Annotated in this window: 22 protein-coding genes; 11 read left to right on the plus strand and 11 right to left on the minus strand. The window is 63.9% G+C overall.

Annotated features, from left to right (window positions below):
* Nucleotides 1-24 precede the first annotated feature (24 nt).
* Complete coding sequence (locus ACZ0AI_RS17310; RefSeq protein WP_463562931.1) at nt 25-510, plus strand: hypothetical protein; 486 nt, start codon at nt 25-27, stop codon at nt 508-510.
* Here the strand turns inward: ACZ0AI_RS17310 and ACZ0AI_RS17315 are convergent.
* Nucleotides 503-1,507: an Ldh family oxidoreductase gene (locus tag ACZ0AI_RS17315; RefSeq protein WP_463562932.1), complete on the minus strand. Its 1,005-nt coding sequence runs from the start codon at nt 1,505-1,507 to the stop codon at nt 503-505. The genes ACZ0AI_RS17310 and ACZ0AI_RS17315 overlap by 8 nt on opposite strands.
* Nucleotides 1,508-1,762: 255 nt before the next feature.
* On the opposite strand from ACZ0AI_RS17315, the gene ACZ0AI_RS17320 reads away from it, so the two are divergent.
* The 3 genes from ACZ0AI_RS17320 to ACZ0AI_RS17330 all read left to right on the plus strand — a co-directional run bounded on the left by ACZ0AI_RS17320 (nt 1,763) and on the right by ACZ0AI_RS17330 (nt 5,769).
* Nucleotides 1,763-2,299, plus strand: a complete 537-nt coding sequence (locus ACZ0AI_RS17320) for a sigma-70 family RNA polymerase sigma factor (protein ID WP_463562933.1) — start codon at nt 1,763-1,765, stop codon at nt 2,297-2,299.
* Nucleotides 2,292-3,260, plus strand: coding sequence for a FecR domain-containing protein (locus ACZ0AI_RS17325; RefSeq protein WP_463562934.1), 969 nt, complete (start codon nt 2,292-2,294; stop codon nt 3,258-3,260). The genes ACZ0AI_RS17320 and ACZ0AI_RS17325 overlap by 8 nt, the downstream gene beginning before the upstream one ends.
* Nucleotides 3,261-3,339: 79 nt before the next feature.
* On the plus strand, nt 3,340-5,769 hold the full coding sequence (locus ACZ0AI_RS17330; RefSeq protein WP_463562935.1) for a TonB-dependent siderophore receptor: 2,430 nt from the start codon (nt 3,340-3,342) through the stop codon (nt 5,767-5,769).
* 217 nt (nt 5,770-5,986) lie between these two features.
* Here ACZ0AI_RS17330 and aroE read toward each other — a convergent pair whose 3' ends face one another.
* Entirely contained in the window at nt 5,987-6,808 is an 822-nt protein-coding gene (gene aroE, locus ACZ0AI_RS17335; RefSeq protein ID WP_463562936.1) for a shikimate dehydrogenase, read from the minus strand.
* A gap of 58 nt (nt 6,809-6,866) precedes the next feature.
* Nucleotides 6,867-7,790: an oxygen-dependent coproporphyrinogen oxidase gene (gene hemF / locus ACZ0AI_RS17340; RefSeq protein WP_463562937.1), complete on the minus strand. Its 924-nt coding sequence runs from the start codon at nt 7,788-7,790 to the stop codon at nt 6,867-6,869.
* A 182-nt stretch (nt 7,791-7,972) separates the two neighbouring features.
* On the opposite strand from hemF, the gene ACZ0AI_RS17345 reads away from it, so the two are divergent.
* Nucleotides 7,973-8,950, plus strand: a complete 978-nt coding sequence (locus tag ACZ0AI_RS17345) for an NADPH:quinone reductase (protein ID WP_463562938.1) — start codon at nt 7,973-7,975, stop codon at nt 8,948-8,950.
* A gap of 228 nt (nt 8,951-9,178) precedes the next feature.
* Here ACZ0AI_RS17345 and tsaC read toward each other — a convergent pair whose 3' ends face one another.
* The 3 genes from tsaC to ACZ0AI_RS17360 form a co-directional block, all read right to left on the minus strand.
* Nucleotides 9,179-9,736 (minus strand): L-threonylcarbamoyladenylate synthase type 1 TsaC, encoded by a 558-nt coding sequence (gene tsaC, locus ACZ0AI_RS17350; RefSeq protein ID WP_463562939.1) that lies wholly within the window; start codon nt 9,734-9,736, stop codon nt 9,179-9,181.
* Nucleotides 9,737-9,772: 36 nt separating this feature from the next.
* Nucleotides 9,773-10,888, minus strand: coding sequence for a DNA-processing protein DprA (gene dprA / locus ACZ0AI_RS17355; protein WP_463562940.1), 1,116 nt, complete (start codon nt 10,886-10,888; stop codon nt 9,773-9,775).
* Nucleotides 10,889-10,971: 83 nt separating this feature from the next.
* Nucleotides 10,972-11,997, minus strand: a complete 1,026-nt coding sequence (locus tag ACZ0AI_RS17360; RefSeq protein WP_463562941.1) for a LysM peptidoglycan-binding domain-containing protein — start codon at nt 11,995-11,997, stop codon at nt 10,972-10,974.
* Nucleotides 11,998-12,148: 151 nt separating this feature from the next.
* Here ACZ0AI_RS17360 and def point away from each other — a divergent pair, with 151 nt between their 5' ends.
* The 5 genes from def (at nt 12,149) to ACZ0AI_RS17385 (ending at nt 16,704) form a co-directional block, all read left to right on the plus strand.
* Nucleotides 12,149-12,655, plus strand: coding sequence for a peptide deformylase (gene def / locus ACZ0AI_RS17365; protein WP_463562942.1), 507 nt, complete (start codon nt 12,149-12,151; stop codon nt 12,653-12,655).
* A 93-nt stretch (nt 12,656-12,748) separates the two neighbouring features.
* Nucleotides 12,749-13,690, plus strand: coding sequence for a methionyl-tRNA formyltransferase (fmt, locus tag ACZ0AI_RS17370; RefSeq protein WP_463562943.1), 942 nt, complete (start codon nt 12,749-12,751; stop codon nt 13,688-13,690).
* Nucleotides 13,687-15,003, plus strand: a complete 1,317-nt coding sequence (gene rsmB / locus ACZ0AI_RS17375; RefSeq protein ID WP_463562944.1) for a 16S rRNA (cytosine(967)-C(5))-methyltransferase RsmB — start codon at nt 13,687-13,689, stop codon at nt 15,001-15,003. The genes fmt and rsmB overlap by 4 nt, the downstream gene beginning before the upstream one ends.
* On the plus strand, nt 15,000-16,373 hold the full coding sequence (trkA, locus tag ACZ0AI_RS17380; protein ID WP_463562945.1) for a Trk system potassium transporter TrkA: 1,374 nt from the start codon (nt 15,000-15,002) through the stop codon (nt 16,371-16,373). Before rsmB ends, trkA begins: the two co-directional genes overlap by 4 nt.
* Nucleotides 16,374-16,383: 10 nt before the next feature.
* On the plus strand, nt 16,384-16,704 hold the full coding sequence (locus ACZ0AI_RS17385) for a tetratricopeptide repeat protein (RefSeq protein ID WP_463562946.1): 321 nt from the start codon (nt 16,384-16,386) through the stop codon (nt 16,702-16,704).
* 73 nt (nt 16,705-16,777) lie between these two features.
* On the opposite strand, the gene ACZ0AI_RS17390 is transcribed toward ACZ0AI_RS17385, so the two are convergent.
* Nucleotides 16,778-17,677 carry a LysR family transcriptional regulator gene (locus ACZ0AI_RS17390; protein WP_463562947.1) on the minus strand — a complete coding sequence of 300 codons (900 nt, stop codon included), beginning with the start codon at nt 17,675-17,677 and terminating at the stop codon, nt 16,778-16,780.
* Between the two features lie 176 nt (nt 17,678-17,853).
* Between ACZ0AI_RS17390 and ACZ0AI_RS17395 the strand changes: the two genes are divergently transcribed.
* Nucleotides 17,854-19,146 carry an MFS transporter gene (locus ACZ0AI_RS17395; protein ID WP_463562948.1) on the plus strand — a complete coding sequence of 431 codons (1,293 nt, stop codon included), beginning with the start codon at nt 17,854-17,856 and terminating at the stop codon, nt 19,144-19,146.
* Between the two features lie 159 nt (nt 19,147-19,305).
* Here ACZ0AI_RS17395 and ACZ0AI_RS17400 read toward each other — a convergent pair whose 3' ends face one another.
* The 4 genes from ACZ0AI_RS17400 to ACZ0AI_RS17415 all read right to left on the minus strand — a co-directional run bounded on the left by ACZ0AI_RS17400 (nt 19,306) and on the right by ACZ0AI_RS17415 (nt 23,819).
* Nucleotides 19,306-20,682 (minus strand): aminotransferase, encoded by a 1,377-nt coding sequence (locus ACZ0AI_RS17400; RefSeq protein ID WP_463566168.1) that lies wholly within the window; start codon nt 20,680-20,682, stop codon nt 19,306-19,308.
* A 43-nt stretch (nt 20,683-20,725) separates the two neighbouring features.
* Nucleotides 20,726-22,189, minus strand: coding sequence for an NAD-dependent succinate-semialdehyde dehydrogenase (locus ACZ0AI_RS17405; protein ID WP_463562949.1), 1,464 nt, complete (start codon nt 22,187-22,189; stop codon nt 20,726-20,728).
* A 132-nt stretch (nt 22,190-22,321) separates the two neighbouring features.
* Nucleotides 22,322-22,972, minus strand: coding sequence for a 7-cyano-7-deazaguanine/7-aminomethyl-7-deazaguanine transporter (locus ACZ0AI_RS17410; RefSeq protein WP_463562950.1), 651 nt, complete (start codon nt 22,970-22,972; stop codon nt 22,322-22,324).
* A 304-nt stretch (nt 22,973-23,276) separates the two neighbouring features.
* Nucleotides 23,277-23,819, minus strand: coding sequence for a C40 family peptidase (locus ACZ0AI_RS17415; protein ID WP_463562951.1), 543 nt, complete (start codon nt 23,817-23,819; stop codon nt 23,277-23,279).
* Nucleotides 23,820-24,090 lie beyond the last annotated feature (271 nt).

Consider the following 24,090-nt stretch of genomic DNA (forward strand, 5'->3'; position numbering starts at 1 on the left):
GCTGTCGATTCTCTGGAGCCCATGATGAAAGCAAGTCTCCCCCGTACCGCCGTCACCGCACTGTTGCTGGCGACGCTTTCCCTGAACGCGGTGGCTGGCCCCGGCGGGCCGGGTGGTGGCCCAGGGCCAGGCTGGGGCGGCCCGGGCCCGCGGCATGGTCATGGCCTGCCGGACTACGCCCGTGAGCTGTGGATCGGCAGCGCGCTGTACTTCGTCGCCGCCGGCAGCTACTACATGTGGAACGCCGACCGCAGGCAATACATCGTGGTCGAGGCGCCGCCGGTAGCCGTGGCTGCACCTGCGGCCAATTACAACGTGATCGCCTACCCGGCCCGCGGCCAGAACGCGGACTTGCAGGCCCGCGACCGCTACGAGTGCCACAGCTGGGCAGTCAGCCAGAGCGGTTTCGATCCGGCTACCGCCATCAGTGCACCCGCCCCCAGCGCTACCGACTACTACCGGCGCGCCCTGGGTGCCTGCCTGAGTGGGCGTGGCTACAGCATCAACTGAGCAGCGCCTTGAGGTCGTCGTAAAGCGCCTGGGGAATCTGTACGCCGTCGGTAAGGCTGCGGGCGCGCGCATCGTAGCGACGCTGCGAAGGCAGCCGCGCGCCCTGCCCTTCGATGCCCTCGAACAGCGCCTCGGCCCTTGCCAGGTGCTGATCGGCAGCCGCACCGAGAAAGCGCTGTGGATCGAGGGCGATGATCAGCTCGCCGTGATAGGGCGACGATTTGCTGCCCGCGTCATAGGCCAGGGACTCGGCGCTGGTCAGGTCACCGATCAGCGGCCCGGCGATCAGCTCCACCATGGCTGCCAGCGCCGAGCCCTTGTGCCCCCCGAAGGTCAGCATGGCGCCGTTCATGACGGCCTCGGCGTCGGTGCTCGACTGGCCGTCGGCATCGATTCCCCAGCCCTCTGGGATGGCCTTGCCGGCACGACGGTGCAGCTCGATGTCGCCGCGGGCGATGGCGCTGGTGGCGAAATCGAAGATGAACGGATGCTTGCCGGCGCGCGGCCAGCCAAAGGCGATGGGGTTGGTGCCGAAGATCGGCTTGCTGCCACCGGCCGGAGCCACCCAGGCATGGCTGGGGTTACAGGCCAGGGCTACCAGCCCAGCTTCGGTGAGCGCTTCGATCTCCACCCACAATGCGGAAAAATGCACACAGCGGTTGATCGCCAGCGCGGCGATGCCGTTGGCTCTGGTTTTCTCCTCGAGCACTGGCAACCCGGCCTGGAAGGCCAGCTGCGAGAAGCCGCCGCGGGCATCCACGCGGACGATCGATGGCGCCTGGTCGATCACTTCCGGCTCGGCATCGGCCACCACCTTGCCGGCCTTGAGCGAGCTGACGCAGCCCAGCACACGGTACAAACCATGGGAGGCGCAGCCGTCGCGCTCGCCCGCCAGCACGGTGGCGGTCACGGCACGCGCCTGGGCCTCGCTGAACCCATTGTGGCGCATGATCGAGAGCGCCAGCTCTTCGGCTTCGGCCAGGGTCAGTCGAATCATCTTCAGCTCCTTGTTCGAGGCGGCCGCAGGGCCATATTGACGTTATACAGTGAGACCTGAACCCGCCGCTGGCTTGATGCCTTTGCTCCCGGCAGATGACGAATTCAGCATAGCCCGATCAACACTGACATCGCCCGTAGCCTGGTGTTGAGCGCGGCGATACCCAGGAGGCAGTCCAGCCGCGCCTTTGTTTGCACGAGCCTCGGGTTACACTGATAGAATGCGACGAATTCTCATTCCCACCGATCATATCCCGTGCATTCGACCTCATCGGCATCCCACCAGCATCAGGCCATCGATCAGCTCTACAGCCACCACCACAGCTGGCTGCAGGGCTGGCTGCGCAAGCGCCTGGGCAATGCCGCCGATGCGGCGGATCTGGCCCAGGATACCTTCGTGCGCCTGCTCAGCAGTGCGCCTGGCGAGCCGCTGAACCTCACGACGCCACGGGCCTATCTGGCCACCATCGCCAACCGCCTGACTATCAACCTCTACCGCCGCCGCTCGCTGGAGCACGCTTACCTGGCCGCGCTGGCGGAAATACCGGAAGAGTTGGCGCCATCGCTGGAACATCAGGCCCTGGTGCTCGAAGCCCTCGACGAGGTCGACCGGGTACTCGCCGTGCTGCCAGCCAAGGCCCGACAAGCGTTCCTGATGGCGCAGCTGGAAGGTTATACACAGGAAGAGATCGCCAGCCGGCTCGGCATCAGCGTGCGCTCGGTTCAGCGCCATCTGGCACGAGCCTTCGAGGAGTGCATCGTGCTCGCCAGCCTGGGCACCCAGCATGAGTGAGTCGCCCATCGACCGGCGTGTCGCCCGTGAGGCGGCCGGCTGGTTCGTGCGCCTGCAGAACAGTGGCGCCAGCGCCGCCGAGCATGCTGCCTGCGCCGAGTGGCGGGCACGGAGCGTCGATCACGAACGAGCCTGGCAACTGGCCGAGCGTTTCAGCGGTCGCGCCCAGCAGCTTGCCGGAGGCGCCGCAAGAGCGGCACTGGAGCGCCCGCGTAGCCTGGAGCGGCGACAGGTGCTCAAGACCCTTGCCCTGCTGATCGCCGCCGCCCCGCTCGGCCTCGCCGCACACCACGGCCTGCCGTGGCGCGAATGGCAGGCGGACGAGCGCACCGCTACCGGTGAGCAGCGCACCCTGCGCCTGCCGGACGGCGGCCAGCTTCGCCTGAACACCGGTAGCGCGGTCGATATCGCCTATGACGACAGCGTGCGGCGCGTACGCCTGATCGCCGGTGAGATGCTCGTCGAGGTGCCGCGCGAGCATGCCAGGCGGCCGTTCATCGTGGATACCGCCGAAGCGGAAATCGCCCTGCTCGGCAGCCGCTTTCTGGTGCGTCAGTACCCCAACAACACCTATCTCGCCGCGCTGCAGGGCGCTGTCGAAGTGCGTCCGCGGCTGTCACGAGGCGATGACGGCCTGCTGCGTCTGGCGGCCGGCCAGCAGACCTACGTCAACGCCTACACAGCAGAGCCTTCAGTGGCACTGGCGCAGCATCGTCTCGACTGGCTCAGTGGCGTACTGCGCGCAGAAAAGATGCGCCTCGATGACTTCATCGCCGAGCTGGATCGTTATCGACCCGGCCTGCTGCGCTGCGATCCGGCGGTGGCTGGGCTGCTGATCTCCGGCGCCTTCCAGCTGCGCGACACCGACCAAATTCTCCGCGCCCTGAGCCAGACATTGCCAGTGAGCGTCCAGTACCGCACGGCCTATTGGGTAACCGTAACAGCGCGTACAAGCGCGTAAGAAGAATCATTGTCGTGTTTTATGAATGCTGCGTGTCCCTCCCGTAACCACATCATTCTCACAGAGCGGGGACGGAAATATGGCGACGACGCAGGGCATGCAACCACTGGCACGGGCGGTACACGCTGCCGCACTGGGTCTGATCATCGCAGGCGGCAGCATGACTGCGGCCTCGCTGCAAGCAGCCGAACAAGGCGCGCAGCAGAGCCAGACGTACCAGGTACCGGCCGGTAACCTCAGCAGTGCCCTGTCCGATTTCGCCAGTCAGGCAGGCATCACCCTGCCCATCGAACCGGGCCTGGTGGAAGGTTTGCGCAGCCCGGGCCTGAACGCCGCCACCAGCGTGGAAGGCGGCCTGCGGCAACTGCTGCAGGGCACCGGTCTGCAGGCTGCACCGCAGGGTAACGGCCTGTACCTGCTGACGCCGCAGGAAGCGGGCGCAAGCCTGGAGCTGGGCGCGACCAGCATCACCGGGCAAGGCCTGTCGTCGACCACCGAGAACAGCGGCTCCTACACCACTGGCTCCATGCAGACGGCCACCAAACTGCCCCTGAGCCTGCGCGAAACGCCGCAGTCGGTCAGCGTGGTCACGCGCAAGCGCATGGACGACAAAGCCATGACCAGTATCAGTGACGTGATCCAGAGCACGCCGGGCATCTTCCTCAACGGCTCCGGCGGCGTCGGCCGTCCGAGCTTCAGTGCCCGTGGCTTCGACGTCGATAACATCATGTACGACGGCTTCCCCACCAGCTTCCTGACCTACCTGCCCAGCGGCGAAGCCAACCTGGCCATGTATGACCGGGTGGAAATCGTTCGCGGTGCCACCGGCTTGGCTCAGGGCTCTGGCAGCCCCGCTGGCGCCATCAACCTGGTGCGCAAGCGTCCGACCCATGAGTTCCAGGGCACGCTCACCGGCAGTGCTGGCAGTTGGGACGATTACACCGGCACCCTGGATGTCGGCGGCCCGCTCAATGAAAACGGCACCCTGCGCGCCCGTACGGTGATCTCCCGGCAAGACGCCAAAAGCTTCCGTGATTCGGTCGAACACGATCACGACCTGTTCTACGGCGTGGTCGACGCCGACCTCAGCGACAGCACCACCCTGACGCTCGGTGCCTACCGGCAGAAGAACCATACCAACTACATTTGGGGCGGCTTGCCCATGGCCCGTGGCGGCGGTCACCTGGGGCTGCCACGGGACACCTTCCTAGGTCATGACTGGGAGTACTCGGACAACCGCACCACTGGCTACTTCGCCACCCTGGAGCACGCCTTCGCCAACGACTGGAAGCTGCGCCTGGCCGCCATGCAGTCGAAAACCGACACCGACGTGCTGGCCTCTTCGGTATGGGAATACGACCGCCACTATCTGTGGACGGAAGCCATGGAGCAGAAGGAAACCGGCTACGACCTGGCGCTCAGCGGCCCCTTCCAGCTGCTCGGTCAAGAACACGACCTGACCCTCGGCGTAAGCAAGCGCCAGTTGGACTATCGTTCCGGCAAGGCCTGGAGCGACTTCATCGACGCGGGTAGCAACCCCTTCGAGTGGGACCCAGGTGCGCATGCCAAGCCGGACTACGTCACCGGCAGCTACGGCCTTCCAGAGACCACCACTCAGGACAGCGTCTACGCCAGTACCCGCCTGCGCCTGACCGAACCACTGGCGCTGATTCTCGGCGGCCGTCTCGACTGGTACGAACTCGAAGACCGCGAAAACAGCGAAGGTAACTACAAGGTCACCCGCAACCTGACCCGCTATGCCGGCCTGGTCTACGACCTGGATGCCAATCACTCGGCCTACGTCAGCTACACCGATATCTTCAAACCACAGAACAGCAAGGGCCTGGACAGCAAGGTGATTGCCCCGATAGTGGGTGAGAACTACGAAGTCGGCCTCAAGGGCGAATACTTTGGTGGCGCACTGAACGCCAGCCTGGCTGTTTTCCAGATCGACCAGAAGAATCGCGCCCAGGAACTGACCGAATTCAAAGGGTGCGGATCAGGCCCCGCCAGTGCCTGCTACGAAGCTTCCGGCCTGGTACGCAGCCGCGGCATCGACATGGAAATCCAGGGTGCCCTGACCGACAACTGGCAGCTCGCCGCCGGTTACACCTATACCCAGACCCAATACGTCAGCGACGCCAACACAGCCCGGGAAGGCGAAGACTTCGACCGCAAAAAACCGCGCCAACTGTTCAAGCTGTCGACCCTCTACACCCTGCCCGGTGAGCTGCAGCGCTGGCGCATTGGCGGCGATGTCTACCAGCAGAGCCGCATCCGCACCTCGGGTGGCACCGGTGCCAGCGCCTGGAAAAACCAGCAGGGTTCCTACACCGTGGTCGGCCTGGTGGCCGGGTACAAGGCCAGCGAGCAGCTGGATCTGCAGGTCAACGTCAACAACCTGTTCGACCGTACCTACTACAGCAGCGTGGCCAACGGCGGTTGGAGCCCGTACGACATCTACGGCGACCCACGTAATTTCAAGCTGACGGCGCGCTATAGCTTCTGAGAAAGCAGCTCGCCAACGAAGATCCAGGGAAGGACGAGGCAGACCGGCTGCATCAAGGCGAAAGCGGCCGGTGAGCAGAGTTTATTTTGTAGGAGGGGCTTTAGCCCCGAGCTTTTTTGGGGTGCAAAGAGCTCGGGGCTAAAGCCCCTCCTACAAGTTACGCGAACGGCCGCTTCTGCCTTGCTCCAGACGCAAAAACCGGCGGCGGGGCGTGGTGCTACGCAGCCAGTTGGCGGCGGAGCTCGGCCAGTACCGGTGCGCTGTCCGGACGTACGCCGCGCCACAGCTGGAAAGCTTCCACGGCCTGCTCGACCAGCATGCCGAGGCCATCGAGGGTGCGTGCAGCGCCCTGCTCCGTGGCCCAGCGGTTGAAGGTGGTGGGGCCGGCGCCATACATCATGTCGTAGCAGCAGGTATGGCCTGGCTGGATCAGGCTGGCGGCGATCGGTGGCAGCTCGCCGGACAGGCTGGCGGACGTGCCGTTGATGATCAGATCCACCGGCGCATCGATCCAGTCGAAACCACTGGCCACCACCGGGCCGAGGTCAGCGAACTGGCGGGCCAGTTGCTCGGCCTTTTCCACCGTGCGGTTGGCGATCACCAGGGTCTGCGGCTGCTGCGCCAAAAAAGGTTCGAGAATGCCCCGCACCGCACCACCGGCGCCGAGCAGCAGGATGCGCTTGCCGCGCAGGTCGATGCCGGCATTCACGGTCAGATCACGCACCAGACCGGCACCGTCGGTGTTGTCACCGAGCAGGCTACCATCCTCCAGCTTCTTCAGGGTATTCACCGCACCGGCACGGCGGGCGCGCTCGGTCAGGCTGTCGGCCAGGGCGTAGGCCTGCTCCTTGAACGGCACGGTCACGTTGCCGCCACGGCCCTCGGCGAAGAAGGCCCGGGCATAGCCTGCGAAATCATCCAGCGGCGCCAGCAGTGTTTCGTAGCTCAGCGCCTGGCCGGTCTGATCCGCGAACAGGCGGTGGATCAGCGGCGACTTGCTGTGGCCGATGGGGTTGCCGAATACACCGTAGCGATCCATGAAAATTTCCGTGCGCAAAAGCCAAAGGCGGCAAGCCTGAAGCTTTTTGCGCCGACCTTCAAGCCTGGTTCTGGTCGTTCAGCCAATCGCGGTCGGTCAGGAAATACTCGGTCAGGCGTGCTTCCTCGCTGCCCGGCTGGGCTTTCCAGTCGTAGCCCCAGCGCACCTGCGGCGGCAGCGACATGAGGATCGACTCGGTGCGTCCACCCGACTGCAGACCGAACAGGGTGCCGCGGTCGTAGACCAGGTTGAACTCCACGTAGCGGCCGCGACGATACTCCTGGAACTCACGCTGCGCCGGGGTGAAGGACATGGCCTTGCGGCGCTGCACGATGGGCAGGTAAGCCTCGATGTAGGCGTCGCCGATGGCGCGGATGAAAGCGAAGCAGGTGTCGAAACCCCACTCGTTGAGGTCATCGAAAAACAGCCCACCGATGCCACGCGGTTCACCGCGGTGCTTGAGATGGAAGTAGCGATCGCACCAGGCCTTGTAACGCGGATAGACGTCAGCACCGAACGGCGCACAAGCCTGCTCGGCGACCCGGTGCCAGTGCACGCAGTCCTCTTCGTTGCCGTAATAGGGGGTCAGATCGAACCCGCCACCGAACCACCAGACCGGCTCTTCGCCTTCCTTCTCGGCACTGAAGAAACGCACGTTGGCGTGGGAAGTCGGCACATGGGGATTGTGCGGGTGGATCACCAAAGACACGCCGAGCGCCTGGAAACCACGCCCGGCCAGCTCCGGACGATGGGCGCTGGCCGACGGCGGCAGGCTGTCGCCAAATACATGGGAGAAGTTCACCCCGCCCTTCTCGATCACTGCGCCGTCGCCGATCACCCGCGTACGCCCGCCACCACCACCGGGCCGCTGCCAGGCGTCTTCGATGAAGTGGCCCTGGCCATCCTCGGCTTGCAGGGCGGCACAGATACGGTCTTGCAGGTCGAGCAGGTAGGCTTTTACGGCCTCGGTCTGGTTACTCACGGGGGCACCTTGTGTCACGTACGTCGGGTGAAATCGGCGGCCAGCATATCACCGGGTATTGGCGCTCTGCAGTTGACGCCGGTCAACGACAGATGCGACGTTCGACCGCTGTAGAAAAAACCGTTCAACGCCCCGGTGGATTCGGGGTCTATCTGCACTCACCTTCACGCAGGAGCAAGACGATGGCCAAACGCATCCAGTTCAGCCGCCACGGTGGCCCCGAGGTACTCGAATACGTCGACTACCAGCCGGCCGCCCCTGGCCCCCACGAGGTGCGTGTGCATAACCAGGCCATCGGCCTCAATTTCATCGACACCTATTTCCGCAGTGGCCTGTATGCGCCGCCATCGCTGCCGTCCAGCCTGGGCACTGAAGGTGCGGGCTTTGTCGATGCCATCGGCTCCGAGGTCAAGGGCTTCCAGGTCGGCGACCGCGTCGCTTATGCCACGGGCCCGCTGGGTGGCTACAGCGAGTTGCACGTGCTGCCCGCGGAAAAGCTGGTCAAGCTGCCCGAAGCGATCAGCTTCGAGCAGGCCGCAGCGGTGATGCTCAAGGGGCTGACCGTGCAATACCTGCTGCGCCAGACAGCCGATTTGAAGAGCGGCGACATCATTCTGTTCCACGCGGCTGCGGGTGGCGTCGGCTCGTTCGCCTGCCAGTGGGCCAAGGCACTGGGCGTGAAACTGATCGGTACCGTGAGCTCGGCCAAGAAGGCCGAGTACGCCAAGCAGCAGGGCGCCTGGGCAACCATCGACTACAGCCATGAAAACGTTGCTCAGCGCGTGCTGGAACTGACCGACGGCAAGAAATGCCCAGTGGTCTACGATGGCGTCGGCAAGGACACCTGGGAAACCTCGCTCGACTGCGTCGCCCCGCGTGGCCTGCTGGTCAGCTTCGGCAATGCATCCGGCGCGGTGACCGGGGTCAACCTGGGCATCCTCTCGCAAAAGGGTTCGCTGTATGTCACCCGCCCAACCCTGGCCGGCTACGCCGACACGCCAAAGCACCTGCAGAAAATGGCCGACGAGCTGTTCGGCATGATCGCCAAGGGCAAGCTCGAGGTGGATATTGCCCAGCGTTATCCGCTCAGCGAGGCTGCTACGGCGCAGACGCTGCTGAGTGACCGCAAGACCACCGGCTCGACCATTCTGTTGCCCTGAAAGCCCGGCCATGGGATCTGTAGGGGTGGCATCGAATCGCTCCCTACGCTCAGCTTCAGGGGCGCTCTGCGTCCCCGCAAGCGAGCGCTGAGCGACCCATCAGTGGGCTGAAGCGGATCGCCGCCCGGCCCACCCTACAGGGCATGTGGGTGTGGCGTAGGGTGGGCTTTAGCCCACCAAATCCAACGTCCGGGAGCATGAGAGAGAACGCGCCCGGGTGCTTTTTAATCAGGCCGGGCGACGCACGTCGCCGGTCACCAGATCGCGAATCACGCTGGGATTGCGGCGCCCACCCAGGGCACCGCCCAGCACCGCGTCCAGCTGCCTTGGAAAGTATTGCTCAACCCGCAACCGCGAGCGCGCAGCCGGGCGGCCGGCGGGGTTCGCGGAGGTCGAGACCAATGGCCCGGTCAGGGCGCACAGCTCGCGTACCCGCGGGTGATCGCTGACCCGCAAGGCAACGCTGTCGTGCTCACCGGTGATCCACTCCGGCAGGCGATCCTGATGCGGAACCAGCCAGGTATTCGGGCCAGGCCAGGTGCTGGCCAGGCGATCCTGCCAGAGCTCGGGCAAATCCTCGAGCAGGAAGTCGAACTGGCGGATGTTGTCGGCCACCAGAATCAGGCCCTTGCGCACGGGCCTTTCCTTCAGCGCCAGCAGGCGATCCACCGCCATTTCATCCCAGGGATCGCAGCCAAGCCCCCAGACCGCTTCGGTCGGATAAGCGATAACGCCCCCGGCACGAACCACGCGCGCTGCCTGCTGAACCTGCCAACTGGTGATCATGAATATCTCCCCCGGAAAACACTGGGGCGCAGTGTATTACGCCTTGCAGCCCACCCAAAGCCCGGCTTCGCAGGCAACGCGCCCGTCCAGCTCCAGCTCGGTCAACGCGGCAAGCACCTCGGGCAGCGCCCAGCCGCTGGAGTGGGCCAATGCTTCACTGCTGTGGGGCGCGGCGTGCAGCAACGCCAGCAGCGGGTGGGCTGGCGGCTGCGGGGCAGCCTCGGCAACCGCCGAATGCTCAGCACTGGATGCCTGCCAGCCGCGTAAAGCTTCGAGAATGTGGTCGATGCTTTCCACCAGCGTAGCGCCGTCACGAATCAACTGATGGCAACCCTTGGCGCCCGGATGATGAATGGAGCCGGGAATCGCATACACCTCGCGGCCCTGCTCTGCCGCGAGGCGAGCGGTGATCAACGAACCACTCGACGGGCTCGCCTCAACCACCAGCACACCCAATGACAGGCCAGAAATTATCCGATTTCTTCTCGGAAAGTTGCTGGCCTGGGGTGGACTATCCAGCGGCAGTTCCGAGACCAGCGCCCCGCCCCGCTCGATAATGTCCTGAGCCAGACGCTTGTGGCGGGCCGGATACAGGCACTGCAAACCCGTACCGAGCACGGCGATGGTGTGCCCGTCGACATCCAGTGCGCCCTGATGCGCTGCGCCATCGATGCCCAGCGCCAGCCCGCTGGTGATCACGAAACCACCACGGGCCAGACTGCGGGCGAAGCTGTGCGCAGTATCCAGGCCTGGCTTTGACGCCCGGCGGCTGCCGACCATGGCCAGTTGCGGTCGCTCCAGCAGCGCCGGGTCGCCGGCAACGAATAGCAACGGCGGCGCGTCGGGGATTTCTGCCAGCAAGGCAGGATAATGGGGGTCGTCCCACATCAGCAGCTGCTGACCCGGTTTCTGCAACCACTCCAGACTCAGCCTCGCCCGCTCGCGCACCTGTGGGCTGCGCCGCGCCTCTGCACACGCCACGGGTAATCCAAGCGAGCGCCAGGCAGTCGCCGGCGCGCTCAGTGCAGCAGACGCGCTGTCGAACGCACTGAGCAGTTTGTGGAAACGCTTCGGCCCCAACTCCGGCAGACAATGCAGGCGCAGGCGGGCTTCGAGTTCGGCGGGAGACAATGCACGGGGGAATTGCGACATGGCTGATCATCCTTGATCGGTCGCGCCGCCAAAGCGGCGGGAGTAGAAAACACAAGCCCCGCAGAAGCGGGGCTGGTTTGATGTTACGGGTTGCGAACCTTATCCATCACTGCCAACTGCCGCGAGGCATTGAGAACCATGCCGTAGCTGAGCTTCTCGTAGGTGCGGAACACCATCAGCAGACCGGCGCGCTCGTCAGGGATCTTCACTGACTCACCGGTAACCCGGTCGCGTACCGTTTCGCCGGTCTTGTAGACGGCCAGCACGTTGCCGATCTCCAGACCGTCACGGGCGCCCTTGTTCAGGGTGACCACGTCGAACTGACCGATCTGGCTGACACCACGCGGTACATCGAGGATCAGGCCCTTGATCTCCGTGGTCGGCTCGCTGGGCATGAACGACGAGTTGATAGCCCGCTCCTCGGTGGCGAACAGACGGTCGCCGTTACGCACTTCCTGGGTGGTGCGGGTCAGGTTGAGGGTACCGACGCTCTCTTCTTCGGCAACGATTTCACCGCCGCCGATGTCATCGGCGTTGATACCGAGGAATTCCTTGGTATCCGGATCCGTGTAAGTCTTGCCCTGACGGAAGATGCCGTACACCGGCGCGGCCGGGTCGAAGGTGCCACGGGCATAAACGCGATCACCGGCGCCACTGACCACACGCTCGGCATTGCCGGCGACGATATAAGGTGCGCGCTGGAACTCTTCCGGGGTATCGACGATACGGTTCTTCAGCAGAAAACTGTTGATCGCCTCCAGCGGAATGGTCGGAATGGCTTCCGCCATCGGCGTGCTGCGCACTTTCGGCGACAGCTTGATGGTGCCGCGCGATTCGCCACGACCGAGCATCAGACGCGGCTGACCGTCGATATAAACCAGGCTCAGCAGGTCGCCCGGATAGATCAGGTGCGGGTTTTCCACCTGCGGATTGGCGTGCCAGATTTCCGGCCATTTCCAGGGCTGACGCAGAAACTTGCCGGAAATATCCCAGAGGGTATCGCCCTTCACGACCGTGTAACGGTCGGGGTGGCCTTCCTTGAGCTGCACCTCGGCGTGCGCCATGCCGCTAGCAGCGACCAGCAACAGGGCGAGTAGTGATTTCCTCATGCGGTGAATCCCTTTATTATGTGGCTTCGCGTGAAGCGCCCTAGCGCCGCGACAGAACCCAGTAAAACCGCGGCGTGAAGCCGTTTTTCGATGCTGCCGCCATCTTAGCAGCGGATTTTGAATTTATTCCACAAGTGCATCACAAACGCATATGGCGATTTTAAACATCCTCGAATTTCCCGATCCACGCCTGCGTACCATCGCCAAACCGGTGGACGTGGTCGATGAGGCCCTGCGCCAACTGATCGACGACATGTTCGAAACCATGTATGACGCCCCCGGTATCGGCCTCGCCGCGACCCAGGTGAACGTGCACAAGCGGGTGGTGGTCATGGATCTGTCCGAAGACAAGAGCGAACCGCTGGTGTTTATCAACCCGGTCTTCGAGTCGCTCACCGAGGAAATGGATCAGTACCAGGAAGGCTGCCTCTCGGTGCCCGGCTTCTACGAGAACGTCGACCGCCCGCAGAAGGTCAAGATCAACGCCCTGGATCGCGACGGTCAGCCATTCGAGATGATCGCCGAAGGCCTGTTGGCCGTGTGCATCCAGCACGAGTGCGATCACCTCAACGGCAAACTGTTCGTCGACTATCTGTCTACGCTCAAGCGTGACCGCATCAAGAAGAAGCTGGAAAAGCTGCATCGCCAGCAAGATTGATCGCATTCAACCCAAAGGCTTGCTTCGCGAGCCTTTTCTTTTTCAGGTGAGACGCACGGCCAGGCCAGCGCTTCCCAGCAACCGCGAGACACCATGACCGAAGCTCTGCGTATCGTATTCGCCGGCACCCCGGAATTCGCCGCCGCCCACCTCAAGGCGCTGCTCGACACGCCGCACCAGATCGTCGCGGTGTACACCCAACCGGATCGCCCTGCGGGCCGCGGGCAGAAACTGATGCCCAGCCCGGTCAAGCAGCTTGCCCTGGAACACGACATTCCCGTGCTGCAACCGCCGAGCCTGCGTGATGCAGCGGCACAGGCCGAGCTGGCCGCGCTGGCACCAGATCTGTTGGTGGTGGTCGCCTACGGGCTGATCCTGCCGCAGGTGGTGCTCGATATCCCGCGCTTCGGCTGCATCAACAGCCACGCGTCCCTGCTGCCTCGCTGGCGCGGCGCCGCGCCGATCCAGCGCGCGGTGCAGGCTGGCGATGCAGAAAGCGGCGTCACCGTGATGCAGATGGAAGCCGGCCTGGATACCGGGCCGATGCTGCTCAAAGTACGTACGCCGATCACCGCCGAGGACACCGGCGGTAGCCTGCATGACCGCCTCGCCGAACTCGGCCCACCTGCGGTAATCGAGGCCATCGCCGGTCTGGCAAGTGGCACCTTGATGGGTGAGGTGCAGGACGACGCCGCGGCCAACTACGCCCACAAGCTGAACAAGGACGAGGCACGCCTCGACTGGGCACGCCCGGCCGACGAGCTGGAGCGACGGATCCGTGCCTTCAACCCCTGGCCGATCTGCCACAGCACCCTCAACGACGCGCCGCTCAAGGTGCTGGCCGCACGCCTCGCTGAGGGCCTGGGCCAGCCCGGTGAAATCCTCGCCGCCAGCAAGGACGGCCTGACCGTTGCCTGCGGTAACGGCGCCCTGCTGCTCACTCGCCTGCAATTACCCGGCGGCAAAGCGCTGAACTTCACCGACCTGTACAACAGCCGCCGCGAGCAGTTCGCCGTCGGCACGGTGCTGGTATGAACCCCAGGCTGGCGGCCGCCCGCGCCCTGGCGACGGTACTCGAAGGCAAGGCCTCGCTGGGCAGCAGCCTGCCACCGCTGCTCGACAAGGTCGAGGCACGCGACCGCGGTCTTGCCCAGGATCTGGCCTTCGGCGCCGCGCGCTGGCAACCACGCCTGGCGCTGATCGCCGACAAGCTGCTGCGCAAACCCTTCAAAGATGGTGATCGCGACCTCGAAGCCCTGCTGCTGATCGGCCTCTACCAACTGTTTTACACGCGGATTCCCGCCCATGCGGCGATCGGCGAGACCGTCGGCTGCGTCGACAAACTGAAGAAGACCTCGGCCAAAGGCCTGCTCAATGCCGTGCTGCGCAACGCCCAGCGCGACAGCGAGAGCCTGCTGGCCGAACTGGATCGCGATCCGGTGCTGCACACCGCCCATCCGCGCTGGCTGCAAAAACAACTCAAGGCCTTCTGGCCCGAGTACTGGCAGGCGATCTGCGCGGCCAACAACGCCCATCCGCCACTGATCCTGCGGGTCAACCGTCGCCATGGCAGCCGCGATGACTATCTCGCCCAGCTGCGTCAGGTCGGTTTCGAAGCGGAGCCCTGTGTCTTCAGCCGCGATGGCATCCGCCTGCTGCAGGCCTGTGACGTGACCCTGCTGCCGGGCTTCGCCGAGGGCCACGTCAGCGTGCAGGACGAAGCCGCGCAGTTGGCTGCCGACCTACTGCAACTGGCGCCCGGGCAACGCGTGCTGGACGCCTGTGCGGCCCCCGGTGGCAAGACCTGCCACCTGCTCGAAGCCGAGCCTGGGCTGCAACAGGTGGTCGCCGTCGACCTGGAAGCCAAGCGCCTGGTGCGCGTACGCGAGAACCTCGACCGCCTGCAGCTCGATGCCACGCTGATCGCCGCCGATGGCCGCGATACCGCTGCCTGGTGGGACGGCAAAGCGTTCCAGCGCATTCTCCTCGATGCGCCCTGCTCGGCCACCGGTGTGATCCGTCGCCATCCGGACATCAAGCTGACCCGCCAGCCCGATGACATTCCGGCGCTGGCCACACTGCAGGGCGAACTGCTCGACGCGCTGTGGCCCACCCTGGAAGTCGGCGGCATTCTGCTCTACGCCACCTGCTCGACCCTGCCGACAGAAAATACCGAGGTGATCGGCGCGTTCCTCGAACGCACACCAGGGGCCCGTGAACTCGACATCGCCGGCCCCTTCGGCCTGTCACAGCCCCACGGTCGGCAACTGCTCGCCCAGCAGGACGGCCATGACGGTTTCTACTACGCCAAGCTGATCAAGATCGCAGCGGTTGGAGCAAGCCGATGAAAATCATCATCCTCGGCGCCGGCCAGGTCGGCGGCACACTGGCCGAACACCTGGCCAGCGAAGCCAACGACATCACCGTGGTCGACACCGACGGCGACCGCCTGCGCGCCCTCAGTGACCGCCTCGATATACGCACGGTGCAGGGCAAAGGCTCGTTCCCGACCGTACTGCGTCAGGCCGGCGCGGATGATGCCGACATGCTGGTGGCGGTGACCAACAGCGACGAAGTCAACATGATCGCCTGCCAGGTGGCCTACACGCTGTTCCACACGCCGACCAAAATCGCCCGCGTGCGCGAGCCGGCCTACCTGACCCGCGCCGGGCTGTTCGACAACGAAGCTATCCCCATCGACGTGCTGATCAGCCCCGAGCAGGTGGTGACCAACTACATCAAGCGCCTGATCGAATACCCCGGCGCCCTGCAGGTTATCGACTTCGCCGACGGCAAAGCCCAGCTGGTGGCGGTCAAGGCCTACTACGGCGGCCCGCTGGTCGGCCAGCAACTGCGCCAATTGCGCGAGCATATGCCCAAGGTCGACACCCGAGTGGCGGCGATCTTCCGCCGCGACCGGGCCATCATGCCCCAGGGCGATACGGTGATCGAAGCCGATGACGAGGTGTTCTTCATCGCCGCCAAAGCCGATATCCGCGCGGTAATGAGCGAAATGCGCCGACTCGAAGAAGGCTACAAGCGCGTGGTGATCGCCGGCGGTGGCAACATCGGCGAGCGCCTCGCCGAAGCCATCGAAAGCCGCTATCAGGTGAAGATCATCGAGATGAACCCGGCGCGCTGCCGCTACCTCTCGGAGAACCTGGAAAGCACCATCGTGCTGCAGGGCAGCTCCTCCGACCGCGACCTGCTGGTGGAAGAGAACATCAAGGATGCCGACATCTTCCTGGCCCTGACCAACGACGACGAAGCCAACATCATGTCGTCGCTGCTCGCCAAGCGCCTGGGCGCACGCAAGGTGATGACGCTGATCAACAACCCGGCCTACGTCGACCTGATTCAGGGCGGCGAGATCGACATCGCCATCAGTCCGCAGTTGGCGACCATCGGCAGCCTGCTGACCCACGTACGCCGCGGCGATATCGAAAGCGTTCACTCGCTGCGCCGCGGCGCCGCCGAAGCCCTGGAGGTGATTGCCCACGGCGATACGCGCTCGAGCAAAGTGGTGGGCAAGGCAATCAAGGATATTTCCCTGCCACCCGGCACCAGCATCGGCGCGATCATTCGCAACGATCAGGTGCTTATCGCCCACGACGCCACGATGATCGAATCCGGCGACCATGTGATCCTGTTCCTGATGGACAAGAAACACATTCGCGATGTCGAGCGGCTATTCCAGGTTGGCCTGACCTTCTTCTAGGGAGCACGTCATGAGCACCGAAGCACTGGAAAAGATGCTCGCCAAGGGTGTGGATAACTCGCTGCTGCGCTTCGGCCTGGGCAAGGGCTATCTGGATACTGGCGAGGCGGCGCAGGCAGCCGAACACCTGCAACGCTGTATCGAGCATGACCCGCAGTATTCGGCCGCGTGGAAGCTGCTGGGCAAGGCCCACCAGGCCGCCGGCAACCCCGATGCCGCCCGCGCCGCCTGGCAGAGCGGTTTACAAGCCGCACAGGGCAAAGGCGACAAGCAGGCGGAAAAGGAAATGAGCGTATTCCTGCGCAAGTTGGATAAAAACGCCAGCGCCTGAATCACGTCGTATCCCGTAGCCTGCGGTTGAGCGCAGCGATACCCAGGCTACGCAAAGCAGTTTCCAGACCCGCCTACTTCATCGCCTGCACTTCCCGAGTCAGCAGATCGATAAAGGCCTGAGCCAGCGGCGAATGTTCCTGGCGGCGTTTGACCAGCCATACCGCTGTGGTGGCATCGGCATCCATCAGGGTGCGGAACACCACGCCATCGATGCGGATGCGTCGGAACGAGGCCGGCAACACGGACACACCAAGGCCCGCGGCCACCAGACCGATGATGGTCAATGCTTCGTGTGCCTCCTGGGTGATCCGTGGACTGAACCCGGCCTGCCGCGCCAGGTTGAACAACTGACCGTACAGGCCGCTGCCGTAACTGCGCGGGAAGAACACGAAGGGCTCATCAGCCAGCTCCGCCAAGGCCAAGCCGCGATCCTGCTCGCCAGCCAACGGGTGACCGGCATGCAGCAGCGCCACCAGCGGTTCGCTGAGTAGCTCCACCGCGTCCAGCTCGGCGGGCAGCTCCAGCGGGCGAATCATGCCGATCTGCAGTTTCTTTTCCAGCAGCGCCTGGCTGACCTGGCGGCTGGTCATTTCCTGCAGATTGAGGTGCACCGCCGGAAACGCCTGGCGAAAAGCGAACACTGCCCGCGGAATGATCGACACGAACGGCGCCGATGCGGTGAAACCGATCTGCAGTTCGCCGATCTCGCCCTGTTCGGCGCGGCGCACCACATCCACCGACTTGCTGACCTGGGCCAGAGTCTGGCGAGTCTCCTCGAGAAACAGTCGCCCAGCATCGGTGAGCGCCACATGGCGGTTGCTGCGCTCGAACAGACGAACCCCGAGCTCCTGCTCCAGCGCCTGGATCTGCTGACTCAGCGGTGGTTGGGAAATACCCAGCAGCTCGGCGGCGCGGCCGAAATGCAGTTCTTCGGCGACGGCCACGAAGTAACGCAAATGGCGCAGCTCCATGAATCCTCCATAGGTCGTAAAACATATCGATCGTGTCGAATATTATATTGGAAAGAACTTGCTCGCCTATTTATCCTTGTGACCATTCCCAATTACAAAAAACCAAGCCATGCCGGCATCCGCCTGCGCATACGGCAGCGTTTCGCCTGGGAAAAATTAGTGTTCAAGAGGTAGTAATGAGTCAGCCCGTTCCACACGCACCCAACGAGTGCGTTCCCGCCAACATTGAAGAGCCTGCCTCCCGCAGCGTTGTCGCAGAGCCTGTTTATATCCAGAAAGGCACCCGTGCCTTCCTGCGCACCATCCTCGCCATGTGTTCCGGTGGTTTCGCCACTTTTGCTCTGCTCTATTGCGTGCAGCCGATGATGCCGATGCTGGCGCAGCAGTTCGATCTCAGCGCCGCGCAAAGCAGCCTGATCCTGTCCGTTTCCACCATCACCCTGGCCGTGGGCCTGTTGATAACCGGGCCACTGTCCGATGCGCTCGGGCGCAAGCCGGTGATGGTCGTGTCGCTACTCGCCGCCGCTGTGTTCACCGTCGGCAGCGCGCTGATGCCGACCTGGGAAGGCGTGCTGGTCATGCGTGCCCTGGTCGGCCTGGCCCTCAGCGGCCTGGCGGCCGTGGCCATGAGCTACCTGAGCGAAGAAATCGACCCGCTGCACCTGGGCCTGGCCATGGGCGTATACATCGGCGGCAACGCCATCGGTGGCATGAGCGGCCGTCTGCTCAGTGGCGTACTGGTGGACTTCATGTCCTGGCACGCGGTGCTGGGCACGCTCGGCAGCCTGGGCCTGCTGGCCGGTGGGCTGTTCTGGCGCCTGCTGCCCGAGTCGCGCAACTTCCACCCACGCTCGCTACGCCCACGCAGCCTGCTGCAGGGCTACACCCTGCAGTTTCGCGATGCCGGCCTGCCGTGGCTGTTCCTGCAGGGCTTCCTGCTGATGGGCGCCTTCGTGACGATGTTCAACTACATCGGCTACCGCCTGATCGAAGCACCGTTCAAACTCGACCAGACCAGTATCGGCCTGCTCTCGGTGGTTTACCTGTCGGGCATCTACAGCTCCGCGCAGATCGGTGCCCTCGCTGACAAGCTGGGCCGTCGCAAGGTGCTCTGGGCGGTGATCGGCCTGATGCTGGCCGGCCTGGTGCTGACGCTGTTCGACGTGCTGCCGGTAATCCTGGTCGGCATGCTGCTGTTCACCTTCGGCTTCTTCGGCGCCCACTCGGTGTCGAGCAGCTGGATCGGCCGCCGCGCCACTCAGGCGAAGGGCCAGGCATCGTCGCTGTACCTGTTCTGCTACTACCTGGGCTCCAGCGTCGCTGGCACCTTGGGCGGCGTGTTCTGGCAGGCTGGCGGCTGGGACAGCCTGGGCCTGTTCATCGGCTCGCTGTTGCTGGTCTCCCTGGCCGTAGCCCTGCATCTGTCGCGTCTGCAGGCGTTGCCGATGGCGATTCAATCGCGGGGCTAAGCCGCACAAATGAAAACGCCGGCTACCTTCACAGGTCGCCGGCGTTTTTGCTTGGGCCGTACAGGTAGGGTGGATGACGCTTTTTTCATCCACCAAAAGGACGTGGCGGTGGATGGATGAAGCGTCGGCTACGCGCCCCGATCCACCCTACGGATAGACTCAAAGCACGTCGTTAGCGACTGCATCCACGGCGGCCTTGGCGATGGCGACGACTTCATCGGCCTGCGCCTTGGTGAGGATCAACGGCGGCGCGAAACCAAGAATGTCGCCGTGGGGCATGGCGCGGGCGATCATGCCGCGCTCCAGGCAGGCCGCCGACACTTTCGGGCCGACCTTTAGCGCAGGGTCGAAGGGCGTGCGGGCGTCCTTGTCGGCCATGAACTCCAGCGCGGCGAGCATGCCGTCACCACGCACTTCACCGACCAGCGGATGCCCCTCGAACGTCTGACGCAGTTGCGCGTTGAGGTAAGTGCCAACATCGGCAGCGTTGGCGGTGATGTTTTCCCGTTCGAGGATATCCAGGTTGGCCAGGGCTGCGGCGGCACAGATAGGATGGCCGGAGTAGGTCCAGCCGTGCCCCATGGCGCCGTCACGCGTCGAAGCGCTGTCGATCACGTTCCACACCTTCTCGCCGACGATCACTGCTGAAAGCGGCGCATAGGCGCTGGTCAGGCCCTTGGCGGTGGTCATCAGATCAGGCTTCATGCCGTAGCGCTGGCTGCCCATCTTGTCGCCGAGGCGGCCGAAGGCGCAGACCACTTCGTCGGCGATCAGCAGGATGTCGTATTTGTCGAGCACCGCCTGGATCGCCTGCCAGTAGCCCTTGGGCGGCACGATGATGCCACCGGTGCCCATCACCGGCTCGCCGATGAATGCCGCGACCGTATCCGCACCTTCGGCAAGAATCAGCTTCTCCAGATCCTCGGCGCAATGGCGTACGAAGGCCGCTTCGTCCATGCCTGCCGGCGCCTTGTAAAAATGCGGGCAGGCGGCGTGCTTGATGTCCGCTGCTGGCAGGTCGAAATGCTGATGGAAGGCGGCCAAGCCGGTGAGGCTGCCGGTCATGATTCCCGAGCCATGGTAGCCACGCTGACGGGAGATGATCTTCTTCTTCAGCGGACGGCCGAGCACGTTGTTGTAGTAACGCACCAGTTTGATCTGGGTTTCGTTGGCATCGGAGCCGGAGAGGCCGTAATAGACCTTCTTCATGCCTGCCGGCGCCCAGTCGATGATGCGGCTGGACAGCTCGATGATCGCCTCGCTGGAGTGCCCCACATAGGTGTGGTAGTAGGCCAGTTCCTTGGCCTGCTTGTAGATCGCCTCGGCCACCTCGGTACGGCCGTAGCCGATGTTCACGCAGTAAAGCCCGGCGAAGGCATCGAGGTATTCGCGGCCCTGATGATCACGGATGTGCACGCCGGACGCGCCGGTGATGATCTTGCCTGGCAGCTCGCCGCTGGCATGATCATGGGCGTGGGTGGACGGGTGCATGAAGTGGGCGCGATCCTGTTCGAACAGCTTCTGGTAGTCGGTCATGGCGATCTCCATCGGATTCAGAGTAGGTAGTCGGGGCAGGGCGTCAGTACCGCTGGCCCTGATGGTGGATGCAGAAATATTTGGTCTCGACGAAGGCTTCGAAGCCGTCGCTGCCGCCTTCACGACCCAGGCCAGAGGCCTTCATACCGCCAAAGGGGATCGGGTGGCCGGTGAACTTGGTGCCGTTGACCGCGACCATGGCGTGCTCCAGCCGGCGGATCAGCGGCTGCACCACGTCCAGCCGGTTGGAACAGATGTAGGCGGCCAGGCCGTATTCGGTGTCATTGGCCATGGCCACCGCCTCATCGAGCGTGTCGAAGGCGCGCACGCCGGCGATGGGCGCGAAGTTCTCTTCACGATAGATGCGCATGGCGTCGGTGACATCGGCCAGCAGCGTCGGCTGCCAGAACCAGCCGCCGAGAACATGGGGTTCGCCGCCAACCAGCAGGCGCGCACCTTTATCCAGGGCATCGGCGACGCGCTCGGCCGTCACATCCACGGCAGCCTGGTGCATCAACGGGCCGATGGCATGACGATCCTCCAGGCCGGGGCCGACGCTCAAACCACGCACAGCCTTGGCGAAGCGCTGCAGAAAGGCTTCGTAGACTGGGCGCTGCACCAGGATTCGGTTGGCGGCGCAGCAATCCTGACCGGAGGTCTGGAACTTGGCGTCCAGCGCGACCTGTACCGCGTGATCTAGATCGGCGTCGTCACAGACGATCAGCGGCGCGTTGCCGCCTAGTTCCAGCGCCACCTTCTTCACATCCGTAGCAGCAGCCTGAAGCACCAGCTTGCCGACCCGGGTCGAGCCGGTGAAGCTCACCGAGCGCACGCGAGCATCGCTGACGAGGGTTTCCATGGCCATCTGCGGCTCACCGAGCACCACATTGAACACGCCGGCGGGGAAGCCCGCTTCCTCGGCCAACTGCGCCAGGGCGAAGGCAGAGTAGGGTGTTTCGTGGGCCGGCTTGACCACCACGGTGCATCCCGCCGCCAGTGCGGCAGCGGCCTTGCGGGTAATCATCGCGCAGGGAAAATTCCACGGGGTGAGCAGGGCGCAGACGCCCACCGGCTCCTTCAGCGTGCCAAGGTGAGCGCCGGGAATATGGCTGGGAATGGTCTGCCCATAGAGGCGCCGCGCTTCTTCGGCGAACCAGGGAATGAAGCTGGCGGCATAGCGGATCTCGCCACGGGCCTCGGCCAGGGGTTTGCCCTGTTCCTCGCTGAGGATGCGCGCCAGGTCTTCCTGATGCAGCAGGATCAGCTCGGCCCAGCGACGCAACAAAGCGCCGCGATGTTCCAGGCTCTGGTCACGCCAGGCGCCGAAAGCACGCTGGGCGGCATCCACGGCAGCGACGATCTGGGGCTGGCCAAGCATCGGCACATGGCCGATCACGCTGCAGTCGGCAGGATTTTGCACGGCAACGCTGGAGCCATCGTCACTATGTACCCAGTGACCATCGATGTAGCACAGCGATTTGAACAGCAGGGGGTGGTCGAGGGGCATGGCGATGTCTCCGGGCCGGTGGGCGTGGGAGACATGCTAAAGAAGGGCGGCCTGGTATTTTTCCCAAGCCGGGGTGGCGCTACCGCAGTTTTTTCTGAAGACGCCGGACAGGCAGTTGGTTTTTGCCGCCAGTCAGGCAGATACGCTGCGCTGCGGAAGACGCCGCACGATGGCGCTGAGCAGCATGCCGTACAGCGGCACGAACAGAATCAGGCTGATGGCCAGCTTGATCACGTAATCCACCGTGGCGATCTCCAGCCAGTTGGCGGCCATGAACGGATCGTCGCTATGCCAGAAGGCCACCGAGAAAAACACAAAGGTATCGAGCAGGTTGCCAAAGATGGTCGAGGCGGTAGGCGCGACCCACCACTGGCGCATGCGCCGCAGGCGATCGAATACCTGGATATCCAGAAACTGGCCAAGGGCATAGGCAAGAAAACTGGCCATGGCGATACGGAACACGAACAGGTTGAATTCGCCGAGGGCCGCCACGCCGCCGAAGGCGCCCTCGTGGAAGAGCACCGAAACGATATAGGAGGCGATCAGTGCCGGCACCATCACTCGGGCGATGACCACGCGCGCAGCGTGCTTGCCGATCAGCCTCACGGTCAGGTCGGTAGCCAGGAAGATGAACGGAAAGCTGAAGGCGCCCCAGGTGGTGTGCCAGCCGAAAATGGTGATCGGCAGCTGCACCAGGTAGTTGCTGGCGATGATGATGAGGATGTGAAACGCGATCAGCGCAGCCAATACGGCGCGGCTGACCGATGCAGGAAGCAGGGTCATGGCATGTCCTTTTTCGTGAAATGGGGTTAGGGAACCCATTGCCGCGACCGACATGGCCACGAGCGGCGCGCAGTGTACCGCCTGCACCCACGCCAGGACAGCCCGCCCGCCGAGTGGCAGACGGCTTCATCGGTGGCGGCTTGAAGACGGAAGCGGAAGCGGAGTGTCGCGATCTCGTGGGAGTGGCTTTAGCCGCGAGCTCTTTGCTCTTCAATAGAGCTCGCGGCTAAAGCCACTCCTACAAAAAGAAAGCTCTGCATCCACCGGCCGCTATCGCCTTACAACAGTCGTTCCACCAGCTCCGTCAGCCGTTGCTGGCCAGCTGCGTTTCTTCCGGCATCACCCGGCGAGCCAGCTGGAAATGCTTTTTCCAGTAGCCGTCGCTGAGCTTGTCGATACGTACGTTGGTGCCGCGTCGTGGCGCGTGAATGAAGCGGTCGTTGCCCAGGTAGATGGCGACGTGATCGACGCTGCGCCCGCGGATGCGGAAGAACAGCAGGTCACCAGGCTCCAGATCGCCCTTGGCCACCTTGGGGCCATCGACCCGGGACAGGGCACGGGAGGTGCGCGGCAGTTCGAGGTCGTCGACCTTCTTGAACGCATAGTTGACCAGGCCGCTGCAGTCGAAGCCACGCTCCAGGCTGGTACCGCCCCAGCGGTAGGGCGTGCCCAAGGCACCCATGGCGCGTTTGACCACGCTTTGCGCCGGCGTGTGCTCGACCTTGGCCGGCGGCACCACGCGGCTGCTGCCGTCCTGCAGGTGAACACGAAAACTGGCGGAGGCATTACCGACAGCGGCGCAGCACAGGGCGCCACCGAGAAACAGAGAAAGGAAAAATTTATTCAACGTGATGACCTTGAAGATACCCAAGCCGCCGTGAATCCTTTCCTGAATCAGCCACTTGTAACATTGATGAAATAGAGAGGGGGCACTCCGCTCGTCCCGCAGGACGGACAAGTGAAATCGACGGCAAGTTCAATTTTTTCGCCACCCCCTCGACCAGCGGTCATGCTGTTTAACAGTATGTATGGAGCCTGCTGTCCAACTGCTGAATGAATCCAGATGATCGATACAGGCTTGCCGATTTTCAGCGCCAATTGGCTTGCACTGCCGTGCT

The organism is Pseudomonas sp. AC355, from assembly GCF_979258205.1.